15 protein-coding genes are annotated in these 14541 nt (G+C 48.4%); 5 read left to right on the top strand and 10 right to left on the bottom strand.

All coding sequences use genetic code 11. From position 1 onward, the window contains the following. Nucleotides 1-110 precede the first annotated feature (110 nt). The 4 genes from GA003_07270 to GA003_07285 all read left to right on the top strand — a co-directional run bounded on the left by GA003_07270 (nucleotide 111) and on the right by GA003_07285 (nucleotide 3311). Nucleotides 111-1457, top strand: a complete 1347-nt coding sequence (locus GA003_07270) for a sulfatase-like hydrolase/transferase (protein QXD29758.1) — start codon at nucleotides 111-113, stop codon at nucleotides 1455-1457. A 270-nt stretch (nucleotides 1458-1727) separates the two neighbouring features. Beyond that, complete coding sequence (locus GA003_07275) at nucleotides 1728-2267, top strand: hypothetical protein (GenBank protein QXD29759.1); 540 nt, start codon at nucleotides 1728-1730, stop codon at nucleotides 2265-2267. An 18-nt stretch (nucleotides 2268-2285) separates the two neighbouring features. After that, the gene (locus GA003_07280; protein QXD30367.1) at nucleotides 2286-2741 is read left to right on the top strand and encodes a TolC family protein; all 456 of its coding nucleotides are present in this window, start codon (nucleotides 2286-2288) and stop codon (nucleotides 2739-2741) included. Nucleotides 2742-2780: 39 nt separating this feature from the next. Then, nucleotides 2781-3311 carry a matrixin family metalloprotease gene (locus GA003_07285; GenBank protein ID QXD29760.1) on the top strand — a complete coding sequence of 177 codons (531 nt, stop codon included), beginning with the start codon at nucleotides 2781-2783 and terminating at the stop codon, nucleotides 3309-3311. Nucleotides 3312-3506: 195 nt separating this feature from the next. Here GA003_07285 and GA003_07290 read toward each other — a convergent pair whose 3' ends face one another. From GA003_07290 to GA003_07330, 9 genes are read right to left on the bottom strand one after another with little or no spacing between them, the layout of a single operon-like run. Beyond that, complete coding sequence (locus tag GA003_07290; protein ID QXD29761.1) at nucleotides 3507-4853, bottom strand: 3-oxoacid CoA-transferase; 1347 nt, start codon at nucleotides 4851-4853, stop codon at nucleotides 3507-3509. A 21-nt stretch (nucleotides 4854-4874) separates the two neighbouring features. After that, nucleotides 4875-5270 carry a 4-carboxymuconolactone decarboxylase gene (pcaC, locus tag GA003_07295; protein ID QXD29762.1) on the bottom strand — a complete coding sequence of 132 codons (396 nt, stop codon included), beginning with the start codon at nucleotides 5268-5270 and terminating at the stop codon, nucleotides 4875-4877. Then, a complete protein-coding gene (gene pcaD, locus GA003_07300; protein ID QXD29763.1) occupies nucleotides 5267-6061 on the bottom strand; it encodes a 3-oxoadipate enol-lactonase in 795 nt (264 codons plus the stop codon). The genes pcaC and pcaD overlap by 4 nt, the downstream gene beginning before the upstream one ends. Before the next feature lie 2 nt (nucleotides 6062-6063). Next, entirely contained in the window at nucleotides 6064-7383 is a 1320-nt protein-coding gene (locus GA003_07305; protein QXD29764.1) for a 3-carboxy-cis,cis-muconate cycloisomerase, read from the bottom strand. A 4-nt stretch (nucleotides 7384-7387) separates the two neighbouring features. Next, the gene (gene pcaF / locus GA003_07310) at nucleotides 7388-8596 is read right to left on the bottom strand and encodes a 3-oxoadipyl-CoA thiolase (GenBank protein ID QXD29765.1); all 1209 of its coding nucleotides are present in this window, start codon (nucleotides 8594-8596) and stop codon (nucleotides 7388-7390) included. A gap of 24 nt (nucleotides 8597-8620) precedes the next feature. After that, nucleotides 8621-9193, bottom strand: a complete 573-nt coding sequence (gene pcaG, locus GA003_07315; GenBank protein QXD29766.1) for a protocatechuate 3,4-dioxygenase subunit alpha — start codon at nucleotides 9191-9193, stop codon at nucleotides 8621-8623. A gap of 1 nt (nucleotide 9194) precedes the next feature. Next, complete coding sequence (gene pcaH / locus GA003_07320) at nucleotides 9195-9893, bottom strand: protocatechuate 3,4-dioxygenase subunit beta (GenBank protein QXD29767.1); 699 nt, start codon at nucleotides 9891-9893, stop codon at nucleotides 9195-9197. A gap of 37 nt (nucleotides 9894-9930) precedes the next feature. After that, on the bottom strand, nucleotides 9931-11115 hold the full coding sequence (pobA, locus tag GA003_07325) for a 4-hydroxybenzoate 3-monooxygenase (protein ID QXD29768.1): 1185 nt from the start codon (nucleotides 11113-11115) through the stop codon (nucleotides 9931-9933). A gap of 50 nt (nucleotides 11116-11165) precedes the next feature. Continuing rightward, entirely contained in the window at nucleotides 11166-11597 is a 432-nt protein-coding gene (locus GA003_07330) for a MarR family winged helix-turn-helix transcriptional regulator (protein ID QXD29769.1), read from the bottom strand. A gap of 325 nt (nucleotides 11598-11922) precedes the next feature. On the opposite strand from GA003_07330, the gene GA003_07335 reads away from it, so the two are divergent. Beyond that, a complete protein-coding gene (locus GA003_07335) occupies nucleotides 11923-12456 on the top strand; it encodes a hypothetical protein (protein QXD29770.1) in 534 nt (177 codons plus the stop codon). A gap of 538 nt (nucleotides 12457-12994) precedes the next feature. On the opposite strand, the gene GA003_07340 is transcribed toward GA003_07335, so the two are convergent. Further along, nucleotides 12995-14182, bottom strand: coding sequence for a glycoside hydrolase (locus GA003_07340; GenBank protein QXD29771.1), 1188 nt, complete (start codon nucleotides 14180-14182; stop codon nucleotides 12995-12997). Between the last annotated feature and the right edge of the window lie 359 nt (nucleotides 14183-14541).

Consider the following 14541-nt stretch of genomic DNA (forward strand, 5'->3'; position numbering starts at 1 on the left):
TTTAAAATTAAGAAATGTAGCGATGGTGTTTCACGAGCTCTAGCGAGAAGGCCTGACAACACCATCGAAAGGACGAGGACGACAACTTTAAAACAACCCATACAAACACCATGCGCACTCTAAGTCATAAATTCCTTTTCATTCCATTATTTCTCTTAGCTCTTAGCTCTTCGCTCCTTGCTTCCCCACCCAACATCGTTGTCATCATGACGGACGACCAGGGCACGCTCGATCTGAATAGCTACGGTGCGAAGGACCTCTACACACCCAATTTCGATCGCATGGCGGAGAATGGGGTTCGGTTTACGCAGTTCTATGCAGGATCCTCAGTATGTTCTCCGTCTCGTGCTTCACTGCTGACCGGGAAGTCACCGTCCGGAGCGGGACTAACCGGTAACTCGGGTCGGGTAGGTGGCTTGCCTCCTGAGCAGGTAACGATCGCTGAAATGCTCCAAGCCGAAGGCTATGCCACTGCGCACATTGGGAAATGGCATTTGGGTAAAGACCAGGGGCGTCGGCCGGAGAACCAAGGCTTCGATTACACCTTCGGTCACATGGAGGGATGCATCGATAACTACTCACACTTCTTCTACTGGAGTGGACCCAATTACCATGACCTCTGGGAAAACGGGAAAGAGGTCTATGAGGACGGCTACTTCTTTCAGGATAGTCTGATCGAAAAATCGCGTAGATTCATCTATGACAATAGGGACCAACCCTTCTTTATCTTCCTTGCTATCAATCTGCCGCACTATCCACTACAGCCAGACGCCAAGTGGCTCGAGCATTATAAAGATCTTCCGTCTCCACGAAAGAACTACGCAGCCTGTGTTTCCACCGTCGATGAAAAGGTCGGCTTGCTCATCACGCACCTGGAATCAGCCGGTGTGCTGGACAATACCTTGGTTATCTTTCAATCCGACCACGGTCACTCGGTGGAGGAACGTACCATGTGGGGTGGGGGATACGCCGGGCCTTACCGCGGATCCAAGTTTGGGTTTTTCGAAGGTGGATTGCGCGTCCCCGCTATCGTGATGGGGCCAGGTGTAGCCAAAGGTTCAGAGATTCATAATTCAGCTATGAGCATGGATTTTCTACCCACCATTGCTGACTATTGTGAAGTCTCTGAAATGCCGGAAGGTGTCGAAGGCACAACCCTGCGCTCCATGCTCGAAGGCAACGACACTCAACTACGCAACACCATGCGCTGGAACATGCGTGGAGATCGCTGGGCGGTCCGTCACGGACCCTGGAAACTACTCTTCAATCCACGTGATGACACCAAAGAGTATCCGAAACTGGATACCGCAGGCAAAGACCGTTATTTTCTGGCCAATCTTGAGATGGACCATTCCGAAAGCCGGAATCTCATTAATGACTATCCGGAAAAAGCCGAAGAGCTTTTGGAAATTTACGAAGACTGGCAGCACTCAGCAGTTGTAGAACCGTTGCCCTAGGTTATTGGATTCGCGTTGTTAGTCCCTTATTCAGCTTTGATAAATTTTGTTATCTGGGATTATGGGATAGAATCCCTCTCATTGAATTGAAATTCGGTTTCTGTCTATAGTGCATAGCCTCTTATCATTCTTACAGGAAAACACTAACTTTTTATCTGAACTTGATATCTTGACAGGAGTAAAATATCCAATTGGATGCGAATTAATATGTGGGGTATTGTCCCCATGCTCTCATTGGTATATTCTTTACTATTTAGTAGTCCATGTCATGTGACTTTGGGCTCGGAAATTACGGCTGAATCTCGTTTTGAAAGAGTCGAAGAGCTGTCTTGGGCTGCTTTCATGCAGAGGGTGGTTGATTACAACGATACCATACAAGGTCAGCTACTTGGCTTTCAATCAGCCAGGCACTTGCGGAAGGCTGAAACAGGTGTATCTGAACCTGCCTTTGTTGCATCTACTGAGTTCGTAGACCGTGACCAGCCGAATAACTTTCAACTCGAACGTAGTCTTGGTTTACTAAATGGCCAAGACCCTGGAGGATATCCCAGCATTTTTCTTGAGCGAAACTGGAATTATTCCTCAGCCATTGAAGTGGCTACACCCTTTGGAACGCGTTTTCGATTGGGAGCAACGGCTAGCGAGATTCGTAATAACGTTCCTAGACCCGCAGAATTCATCGATGTAAGTGAGGAGGTTTCGACTCAGGTAGGATTTTCTCTTGAACAGCCATTATTGAAAGGAATGGGCTTTGGAGCAAATTTAGCTTCATTACGTCTTGCTGCCCGACAATCAGAAATTGCTTTTTAGGAATATAGAAGGGAATTAATTCAGATAGTTGCTACTGCCGAGATCGCTTATTGGGAATTGTACTACTCGCAGGTTGCCTACGAGCTGAATCTTGAGTCAGTTGAGTTAGCCAACACACTATTGTCAGACAGTCTCGCCAGTTTTGAAGCAGGCCGTGGTTCACAGTTGGATGTATTGGAAGCAGAAGCTGGCCTTGCTCAGCGAGAGGCATTGCGCAAGGAAGCTTCTTTGCAACGAATAGAAGCGCTCAATAATTTAGCTATGTTCTTTGGAGGTATGCCAAAGGAAAATATGATTAGTTACGTTGCGACAGACGCACCTGTTTCGAAGCCGGTAGAGATCTCCTTCGATTCGAGTATACTAACAGCAATGACCATGAATCCTGATTTTTTGAATATACGTCTTCAGATGGCTCAGGAGTTAATTCGATTGGGGGTTTGCAAAAAGCTTCAAACCTCTGAGACTGTAACTTAGGGTGAAGTGGTGTCGCTCACGAGTTAAGAAGCGACTCAAATGCTCATCGCAGCCCAACAAAGTTGGAAGCTCTCCGGACTGCTGTCAGGATCTCAGCTTGCCGGCCTTAAAGGACTGGAGATTGTCCTGGTCGATTTGCAGGGCCCGACACTGGCAGAGGTCAATGGCGATTCTATCTTCATTGATATCACTGCTGCCGGTTACGGTTGCTTTGTGGACGAAACGCCGCTCCATAATGAGGAATCTGAGTTAAAAACTGATGCGAATTTGTTATCCGCTGAAAAGGGTAGTGATGCCTGGGATCGCATCGATTTACTCTCAGTGCTGCTGCACGAGCTTGGCCATGTAGCTGGATTGGATCACGATATCGAACACACCGTTCTTGCCCCAATAATGGCTGAGAATCTCGACCCAGGTAGTCGCTATATGATGCCGGTGGCACTATCATCTTTTGTCATTAGATCAAAAGCGCCCTTTTTGGAGAGTGGATACGGTTTTCATGTGAGCTTACCTACGATCTGGCCTGTTTCATGGACTCTATTTGAATGGTGGCTCCCCAGGATAAATTAACACGGCAATTGTTGGAGACCAGGTAACGGGCAGCGAGGTCTTTATCAGACGCCCGGAGGATGGGTCGGACGTTATTGGGATTGGATCGCTTGGCTGAGGCTTCGGTTCGGATTACAGTGTGTTTGATAGCCATCCATACCTGTAGATTTGAATCAAATTGATCAGCCGTTGAATTCCAAAAGGCTGCTTGTTCTGTTAATCCAATTGCTCGACAAACGAAGCTGCTGTTTTTTCCCGAATTTCCTCCAGGCTCGAGCCGGGCATGATCTCTCTAAGGGTAAGTTGGCCTGCACTGTAGTCGAATACGGCCAGGTCAGTAATAATAATGGCGACTGCCTTTTGGGCGGTGAGTGGCAAAGTGCATTGAGGTACGATTTTTGAAGTCCCATTCCGGCTCGTATGAGTGAGTGTAATTACTAACTTCTTGGCGCCGGATGCGAGGTCCATAGCTCCGCCAACTCCTAGTAGTGGCTTTCCTGGTACGGCCCAATTGGCTAGATTTCCACTTTCATCGACTTCGAGGCCACCCATGATGGCCACATCCACATGACCGCCGCGAATCATCCCAAATGAATCAGCGCTGTCGAAATAGCTGGTGCCATTGAGGGCTGTGACGGGGATCTTGCCGGCGTTGACTGGATAGTCCATGGCACCCCCGCCATCGGTGGGAGAAGGCCCTATGCCCAGCATGCCGTTTTCGGTGTGTAGAGTGATGCCATCTTCCTCCTTAATGAGCTCGGCCACCAGGGTGGGAATACCAATTCCCAGATTAACAACATGTCCTGAACGCAGCTCGAGGTAGGCGCGTTGAGCCATATTCATTCGTGTTTCAGGAATCTTGCGTTGGCTGTCGATACTTGCTGATGAGCCCAGATTTTTTTCTGACAATTTACATTCAATCAAATAGTCAACATGGCAGCCTGGGGTATGGATCGCCTCAGGTGCGAGCGCTCCGGCAGGAACGATCTCTTCGACTTCAGCTACCACGATGTCTGCAGCAGTCGCCATGGCCTTATTAAAATTTTGCTCAGTCATGCGGTAAACCAGGTTCCCAACCGTATCTGCCTTCCAGGCACGGATGAAAGCTACGTTGCCGCGGATGCCTTTGATGAAGACTTGCTCGGTGCCATTGATGGTTCGTCTGTCCCGGTTTTCTGCGAGAGGCGTACCGGTGGATGTGGGTGTATAAAATCCGCCGATTCCAGCCCCACCAGCTCTGAGCGCTTCGGCCAGTGAACCTTGAGGCAGGAGTTCGTATTCAACTTCACCAGACTGTGCTGCATTGACTGCGTCGCGGTTGCTGGTGAAGAAGGAACCAATCATCTTTTTGATTTGCCCATTGAGGAGTAACTTACCCCCGCCGAGGTTGGATTCACCCACATTATTTCCCACGTAGGTAAGGTCTTGAATGTCGGTCTCAGCGAGTGCATGTAGCAGGCTTGTGGGATTGCCGGTCATACCAAAACCTCCTACGAGAAGCGTGTCTCCGCTACTTACTTTTTGGGCGGCTTCTTGAGCTGTTATAACGGGAATCCTGTTCATTAAACGACTTGCTTATCTTAACTAGAGCTTCCCCAGCTCTTTTAGGACAGGCGTTGCCAGCTTGAAGGCCTGGTTGGCCGCTGGAAGTCCGCAGTAGATGGCTGTGTGCATGAAGACTTCTTTGATTTCTGCTACGCTGACTCCATTTGTGATCGCCGCTCGCACGTGCATTTGAAGTTCCTCGTCTTTTCCTTCCGCTACCAGGATGGATAGGGTGAGCAGGCTGCGTGTCTTTTTGTCTAATCCGGGCCGGTCCCAGATTTCACCCCAGGCATATCGAGTGATAAACTCCTGAAAGTCTGCGTTTAATTCGTTCGTGCTTTCGACGGCTTGGTTCACGTGCTCATTTCCTAGGACGGCTCTTCGGTTTTTCATGCCGCGGGCATGAATGTCTTGTGTGTTGTCTTTCTGGCTCATTGAGAATGCTGTAGTAAAAAATTCAATACGGTAGAGTTAAATGTCTCTGCTTGTTCAATATTTGAAAGGTGGGCTGCGTCTTCAATTTCCAAATATGAGGCTCCGGGGATTCCGGCCGCGATCAGTTTCCCGTGTTCGGGGGGCGTGGCTTGGTCGTCGGCCCCAGCAATTATCAGGCAAGGCTTGTTGATACTTGGAAGACTGGGACGGCAATCCATATCCCTTATGGCTCCACAGCAACCTGTGTAACCCTTGATAGGCGTCGATTGGAGTTGTTCACGAACCGAGGTCTGGTCTGCAGATTCGGTCGCTAGAAACGGAGGTGTAAACCAGCGGTTTAATACAACTTCAGTAATGGATGCCATGCCATGATCAGCTACTTGTTGTATGCGTAAGTTCCAAAGATCGGCGGGTGGCAGAAAGGCAGAGGTGCAGCAGAGTGTAAGTGATTGGATACGTTCGGCTGATTGGCTTCCCAACCACATGCCGGTCATGCCTCCTAGGGACAATCCACAGAAGTGAACGGAATCAAGCTCAAGGGCATCTAGTAAATCAACAACGTCGTTACCGAGACGCTCAAGCGAGTAGGGGCCTTCGGGCGCATCTGATTGCCCATGGCCGCGCGTATCGTAGCGAAGGATTTGAAACGAATCAGCAAAGGTCAGAGCCTGCTTGTCCCACATGGACCGGTTTGTTCCGAGGGAGTTTGAGAATGCCAGAGTCGGTTTGGACGAATCGCCTTCCAATTGGTAGCTTATCTGAATTCCGTCACTGGTTGCTATGCCGGGCACGTTTAAGAATCCTCCTTGTTTAGAAGTCGTTCCATAAATACGGAGCTGGAGCCCAGCGCTTGTTGGATATCAAACACGGTTACTAATGCATCGGTGTCCAATATGGATTGGACGACTGTATTTTCTGCCACTACTTGAGAGAGTGTTCTGTTCTGGTCAATGGATTGATTTACCAGAATTTCAACCAGGTCCTGTGCTTCAACGCGTCCCAGCTTTGGTAGGAGGGCTCCGGACAGTCGTTCAGAAAAGACCACCTCTTGGGTCGCATCTAAATTTGTGCGCATTCTACCTGCATCTACTTCCAGACCTTCAGCAATTTCAGTCATAGCGGAAGAAGCTTCCAAGGCAGTCGAGAATAGCTCTTTCAAACTCGGCCATTCTGATTGCCATCCCCCGAGTCCTCGTTCGTGTTCCTGAGGCATGCCTGAAAGCAATGAGGATACTAGTGCGGGAGTTCGGTTGGCAGCTGCCAGAATATGCATGCATCCGACCGGGTTGCGTTTATGAGGCATGGCTGAAGATCCGCCATTCCCGGGTTTACTTGGTTCTCGCAGCTCGCCAATTTCTCCCTGCATGTGGAGGGAAATGTCTCGTGCTATTTTTGCCAAACTTCCCATTAATATACCCACCGAAGAAGCCAGATTCACGAGCCTGTCTCGATGAGTATGCCAGGGTGCGTCTGCCAAAGGTAGATCGAGTTCATCCGCTAGATTCTGTGATACTTCCGGTCCTTTTGAGCTCAAACTCGAGAGGTTTCCCACAGCTCCGCCGAATTGCAGGCAAAGCGATTGTTGTGCGGTTTCCTCAATTCGAATCTTTCCTCGTCTTATAGCAGCCGCCCAACCAGCCACCTTCAGTCCGAAACTTATCGGTGGACCTGCTTGTAATAGGGTGCGACCAAGAAGTGGGGTTCGTTCGTGCAAAACGGCTAAACTGGTAAATTCTGAATCGATCTGTGATAGGTTCTGATAGATCGATTGAAGAACTTCTCTGAGTTGAAGAACAGTGGCTGTATCCAAAATATCCTGACTAGTTGCCCCGAAGTGGACAAAGTGAGAGGCGCTTTCTGATAGGGGGTGAGTTTGCGATACCAGTGCTTTGACAAGCGGGATGACTGGTGTGCCTGCTATTGCTCCCTGCGACTCAAGCTCTTGAGCATTGAATAAGCCTGTTCTGCAGGCCTCTGTGATGGCGATGGCTTGTTCCTGGGAGATAATGCCTGATTTTGCAAGCGCACCGGCTAATGCTGCTTCAACTTTAAGTATAGCCTTGAGTCTCTGCTCTGAAGATAAGGCATCCGACTGTTCGTTTGTGGAACTCATTTCTTTATACCGCTTCTAGTAGAATGGAAATGCCCTGGCCTACACCGATGCACATGGTGGCGATGGCTCGTTTCTTTCCTTGCCGCTTGAGTTCTCGAGCCAGGGTTCCGGTGATACGTGCCCCTGACATGCCTAAAGGATGTCCCAATGCGATGGCGCCACCATTGACATTCACATGGGTGGCATCGTCGGGGATACCTAGTTGGCGAAGTACTGCCAAGGCTTGCGAGGCGAATGCTTCATTGATCTCGAATAAATCTATGTCCGAGATTCTGAGTCCGGTCTTGCGCAGGAGTTTTTCTGTGGCCGGGTGGGGGCCCATGCCCATGATGCGTGGTTCAAGACCAGTGGCCGTGATGGCTGAAATTTTTGCGATGGGAGAGAGACCATACTTTTCACCGACTGACTCCGATCCAATCAGCAGTGCGGCAGCTCCATCGTTGACACCTGAGCAATTTCCCGCGGTGAGCGTACCTTCTTCACGGAATGGGGTTTTTAGTCCTGCCAGTTTTTCCAGAGATGTGTCTGATCGAGGATGTTCATCTTTGTCGACTATGACGGTTGCACCTTCTTCGTTGGAAGTGGCTACCGGAATTATCTCTTCGGCTAATCGACCACTCACTTGAGCTTGGACCGCTTTTTGGTGGGAACGAAGGGCGAAGGTGTCCTGATCTTCTCGGCTAATGCCAAATTCCTTGGCTACGTTTTCTCCTGTTTCCGGCATCGAATCGACGCCATAAAGGTCCTTCAATTTAGGATTTACAAAGCGCCACCCCAAAGTGGTGTCGTAGATCGTGGCATCGGGAAGCTTTTCTTTTTCTGACTTGGCCATGACCAAGGGGGCTCGTGACATGGACTCGAGACCTCCAGCGATTACCAAATTGTGTTCGCCGGTCCAAATGGTGCGGGCTGCATAGCCCGCAGCTTCCATGCCGGATCCGCACAGACGATTTACAGTTAGACCGGGGATTTCTTTTGGAAGACCCGCTAAAAGCAGTGACATACGAGCGACATTGCGATTGTCCTCGCCTGCCTGGTTTGCGCAGCCAACCAGGACATCATCGATCGTGTTCCAATCGACACCCGGATTTTTCTCCATCAATGCTTTTATTGCAAGAGCTGCTAAATCATCGGGACGTATGGACGACAAAGTGCCCCCGAATCTTCCAATGGGTGTTCGGATATAGTCGTAAATGAATGCAGGCGTGTTCATTGAGTGTGTGAGAAGATCATACTATTAAAATTCCAGGAATACGGTTTCCTGGTCTCCTTGCATGTGAATATCAAATTGGTAGATGATCTCGCCCTCTTCTTCAACTCTTTGAGCAATCAAGGTCGGACGCCGTTCGGCTGGTAGTTTTTGTAGCAAGGGATCTTGAGCATTGGCTTCTACTTCATCGGAAAAGTAGAGTCGGGTGAATACATGATGCATGAGCCCTCTTGAGAAAATAGTCAGGGTTATGTGCGGGGCCTGATGGTCGTCCACGGAGCCAGGCTTGATGGTGTGAATCTGGTAACGGGCATCTTCACCCCGACCCGTTCCGACGCGACCAAAGCCCGAGAAACGGTCCTGAACTACAACCTCTGCATACTTTCCAGAACTGTCTGCCTGCCAGCATTCAACGACAGCATGTTTCATTTCTCCACCTTCTCCGTTATAAAGTGTCCCTCTGATCGTGATCACTTCTCCATCAGCTCCTTCAGTGACGAGATCGCCTGTGCCGAGGTCGGAATGGTCGTATCCATATTGTTGTGGCGTTAGGCCGTAAGAGAAAAACGGACCGACGGTCTGGGATGGTGTTTGTTTCATATCAGTGATCAGTCGGTGTTGCTTTGGGGCCGCGAATGACAATGTCCCAACGGTAGGCCAGGGCGAATCCCGATTCTGTATCGTTCAGAGAAAAATCTGCTATCATGCGTTTGCGGGCTTCATCCGGAGGACCTCGATAGATGGGATCGAATTCCAGCAGTGGATCTCCCTCAAAATACATCTGCGTGACCAGGCGAGTCATCATGTTGGGTCCAAAAATTGAGAAATGTATGTGAGGGGGGCGCCAGGCATTGTGATGATTACCCCAGGGGTAGGCTCCAGGCCGAAGGGTCAAAAAACGGTATTCACCGTCCTTGCCAGTGATGATTCTGCCAGCTCCCAGGAAATTCGGATCTATCGGTGCTTCATGATTGTCCTCTGAGTCAATGTATCGTCCAGCTGCGTTTGCTTGCCAGACTTCTACCATAGCGTGGGGGACAGGCTTACTGTTTTCATCCAGCACCCGACCCGTAACAATCAATCGTTCGCCGATCGGATCGCCCCCGCTAGAGCCGTTCTTGGTTAAGTCGTAATCAAATTTACCCAAAGCCGAAGCATCAAATTGGGGTCCGGTCAGCTCAGTGATGGTTTGGGGAACGATGATGGGATCCTTGCTCGGACTTCGAGTGGTACTCGATTTGTAAGGTGGATGAATGAGAGGTGGGTGACTCTCTTTATCTTTCGGGGTATAGGGTTTCATTGTTCTAAAGGTGATTGATGGTGCATGGTCTGTGGCTTCAAAAAGGTAGTCCCACGTAGTTTTCAGCTAAGCTGGCTTTTGCCGAGTCTGAATGCACCAGGTATTCCAGTTCGGCAATTTGAAGTTTGTAAGCCATGCCGTGGGTTTCGTCGTCTGGAAAACGGTGAGTGAGGTGGGTGAACCACCAGGAAAATCGAATGGCTTTCCAAACGCGAGTCAGTGCACGTTCGGAATATTGGTCGAGTCCGCAGGTGTTGTTGTTTGAGAAGTAATCGACAAAGCCTTCGGCCAGGTAATGAACATCCGAAGCTGCAAGATTCAACCCCTTGGCTCCCGTGGGAGGTACGACGTGCGCGGCATCGCCAGCGAGGAAGAGAGATTTATAACGCATCGGTTCCGCAACGAAGCTACGCAGCGGGGCGATACTTTTTTCAATAGACGGACCGATTTCAATCTGAGAACCGACCTCCTTACCAAACATGCGGATCAGGGTTTCCCAGAAGCGATCATCTGACCATGTGTCGACTGTTTCATTGGCATCGCATTGAATGTAATAGCGACTGCGTGTCGGTGATCGCTGACTGGCCAGGGCAAAGCCGTCTTCGTGGTTGTTGTATATCAGTTCTTCGGATACAGGCTTTACATCGGCTAATACTCCCAGCCAACCGAAAGGATAAGCACGTTCATACGTTTGTAGAATATTTGAAGGTATGGATTGCCTCGATACACCGTGGTAGCCGTCGCAACCCACGATAAAATTACAGGCTACCTGGACAGTTTCGCCTTTGTGTTGGCCGCTTATGAGTGGGCTGCCTTCCTCGATTCCGGAAATACTTACGTCCTTCGCATCGTAGAGAGGTTCCTGGTCTCGCTGGGCATGAGCATCCATCAAGTCCTTGGTGACTTCTGTTTGTCCATAGACGGTTACGGTTTTACCAGTGTCATGGGCATTGAAACTAATGCGATGATTGATATCATTGAATTGAATGCCGATTCCGTTGTGGGTGAGTCCTTCTCTATGCAGACGGTCGGCTACGCCAGCCTCTTCAAGCATATCGACCGTACCCTGTTCTAAAATCCCGGCACGAATGCGTCCTTCTACGTAAGCTCGGGAGTGTTTTTCCAGAATGATGGAATCAATTCCGTGCTTATGAAGGAGTTGGGAAAGAAGGAGACCTGCAGGACCACTCCCAATAATACCGACCTGTGTTTTAAGCACCATGTTTGAAGGCCTTCAGGCTTTTCCTTCCTCCAGAGATTCAACCAGGGTTTTCAAGTGTCGCTGAATTCCGCTAGTTGCTTCGGGGTAAAATGAGCTGCAATGCGTTCTTCCAGTTGATTTGCCAGTTGATTGTAGTCTGGTTCCAGTTGTTTTGCCAACGGCGTTAGTTGGGCCCGGGTAGCTCGTCCATCGCGGTCGTCTGCGACCGTTTCAACGAGTTTCTGTTTTTCTACATCCCTGACCAAACGGGTTATGGTCATTTTGGAGAGATGAAGATTTTGCGCCAATTCGGTTTTCGTCTGCCCGTCTTGTTCGTAGAGAGCGAACATCAAATTCCCCATACCTGGCTTGATATGTTCATGAAGCGAAGACGCCTCAAGCGACTGTTTTAGAAGCTCGCGAAAAACGATGGAGGCTCGACTAAGGTAGAAGCCAACTGACTCCGTGCCCATTTCCAGACTGGGTTTATGTTCGGTTTTCATAGAGAAGGTGATATATAGTAACAGATGTTACTATATGTCAATGGGGAGGGAGCAACGAAGTGCTGGAATTATTTGATAATTTGGCGGGACTAACTGCCGATCCTCGTGCTAACCTGATTCATGCTTAACGAATCACCGAGTCTCGTCGTGGCGATCAATCCATGGACTTTATTTGGCCACCCAACTCCAGAGAAAGCTCGGCACACTTGGGGTGACAATTGGTATTTGTTTTAAACCGGAATGGATAACTGTGTTTCCTGCTAATTATTCTCGCTGCGATTTTGTTTTTGGATCAGCCTTCTGTGTAAAGCGTGACTTCCCCCTTATGAAAACTACGACCTGCCTCCTAATCTTACTCTGTGCATTCACTCTCCAAGGAGCAGAACCTTCCTTCGCCGAGACAAAGGAATGGATCGAGCTAAATATCGACGCGCTTCTTGCTGCCGAAAAAGAAGATTATGGGAAATTCACGTCCCATAGTGATTATGAATTTATGGACCTCGAGGGACCTTACTTGAGGTTTGTAAGCAGATTGGAGATGTCCGGTGTTGGTGCGAGTACCATCGGTGTTCCAGACGAGACATATTATAGGCATATTCTAACTATAAATCTGCTCGTAGTGGAGGTAACTAAACATGAGAAGGATGATTTCATCTTGTTCAGCTGCGAGGAGATTTCAAAAGGGATCAAATCAATGGCCGTTACTTCTAATGATCCTACTACTTCGAAGTTTCCAAGGTACTTAGACATAAGGAGAATTAAATGTATTTCTAATGAAGCTCGTGACCGGCTTCTAAATGCGATTAATTACTACCAGGATCTCATTCGGAAAGAATCTGTTGATCCAAATCTGTTCTAGTTGTCTGGGATCTGTCTTAAAGAAAAATGCTGAATCACAAGTGTTTGTTATTCAGCATTTTAAGTTTATAAATGGTGCCCCCGGCGGGAGTTGAACAAGAGCAGGAATTTCACCTACTTTCATCTCTTTGCACTTGTCGTTCTTTAACAGCACGTTAACGCATTTTGAAAAATTGGCCCAAGTGCAGCTAGATGCAATGAAATGAACGAAATCTAGCAAATAGCTAGCAAATCGTGGATTGGGAAACTTGAGAAATATTGTCAGGAAATTGACAGGAATGGACGTTGGATGGCTTTTGGCGCTTGTTAATATTGATTTAGGTGGCGGGATACTTCCCCAGAATTCAAACCTCTCAGCGAAGATGCTTATTGGAGAACATGTGAAGAGTTGGTCTCAACCTAGTCTCATATGCCTGTAAAGTTTACACCCCATGCATTTTGGCGGAAAAGGTGCAGGAAATTAACTTCGAAGAAGACATCCCTTGGCCAATAACACAATCTAGAGGCGATTAATGTCACTTACTAAGGGAGAGGATGAATTATAAACCAGTAATGATGGCGGCCTCGATGTAAGAATGCTGGCATTCCTCGGTAGCGATGTAATACAGCGCAACCAGCTCACCAGTGTGATTTTGCAGTAGCTGTGGATATCCCATGTCATAGGAAAATGGATTATCTCGAACAACAACTTCCTGGTCCCATGAACGGCCATTATTTTCGCTTATGCGTAAAAAGATTTTACTGGATGAACGGTTGGCGAAACAACATGCCAATCTACCATCCTTCAGCATTGCCAGACCTGGGGGATTGCCATTATCCACGCCGGTTTCCCCAACCTTACTTAAGAATGTCCAGGAGCGACCTGAGTCTTTTGATGCATACGCATCTATCCAGCAGGGTTGCTCTTCCTTACTAGGATTGCGACGACGAAGCGCCATCACTAAATCTCCATTGCCGGCTTGAACAACTGAAGGCATCACTGCTCGGTAGTGATCGGTCCAAGGAACCACCCATCCGGCAAATTTAAATGATTTTCCTCCATCGGTTGATTCAGCAACAAACGGTTTGTCGAGCCTGTTTGCATATTTGAAATCCCTTCTTCGGGCCGACATGTAAATTTGAATGGAATTTTCTCCGGTAACCCGGTAGTTTGTCCTGGCAGTGATATCCATTCCCTTCAGGTTTTTGTCGTCATTCAGTTTGTTGAAACGGTAAGGGCCACCCCATTTTTTGCCTCGGTCGTAAGAGATGTAAAAGTGACCCCTCTTATCTCTGGTACCGTGATAACCAGTAGCAGCTACACGTAGTGCAAATTCTGGATGACCAAAACGAATAATACCCGGTGAAGGTTTTACTTCACCATCGTCACCCACAAAGTTGTTCGGATCTTCCCTGATCCAGCTTTTGCCTCCGTCTTTGCTGCGAGCCAGGTTCGTCAGCTGTTCTTTTCCAATATTGTGCCCGCTCTGTTCCTGATAACTACCATTTGTAAACCCGACCAGAATTTCCCTGCCATTATCCCATTTCCACATGCCGTTGTTTGCCGGCCATCCAAAGAAGCGATCTGGTTTGGCTGCTGCCGTAACATACTTGATATTCTCTTGTATCGTTGATGGAGAATGTTTGTCTGCTCTAGCCAAAGCCGGAAGAGCAAAATAGCTGCCTGTGGTAAATAGAAGACTTTGCTGAATGAAGGCTCGCCGGTCTTTACGGGTCGATTTTTTCATAATTTCCTTAATATTTGTATTCCGGTTGTATAGCTAGCAAAATCACCAAGAATAAATACTGCTTGAAGCCAAATATGGGTCCCGATTGGTCACCTCGTAAATGGGTCGTCGCACTTGATCCCCGACGGCAAAGACCATGTCAACGAATCGGTTCAATCGCTGCCAAAAAGCCCTCTACTGAGACCGTGTTGAGGTGAGAGAGTTCTAAAGGATTCGCTTTTAACAACTGTGCTTTCAATTGCCTTGGTGCTTCTTTGATTGAACCAATCGCTTCTCCTTCTTTGCTTAGGTTTTTAAATTTATTCGGATACAAACTTGTGCTGTATCTAAAGCCTTTTTAGTGAAATAATCAGGTAAAT

Source organism: Opitutia bacterium ISCC 52 (assembly GCA_014529675.2).
Classification (GTDB): domain Bacteria; phylum Verrucomicrobiota; class Verrucomicrobiia; order Opitutales; family UBA2995; genus UBA2995.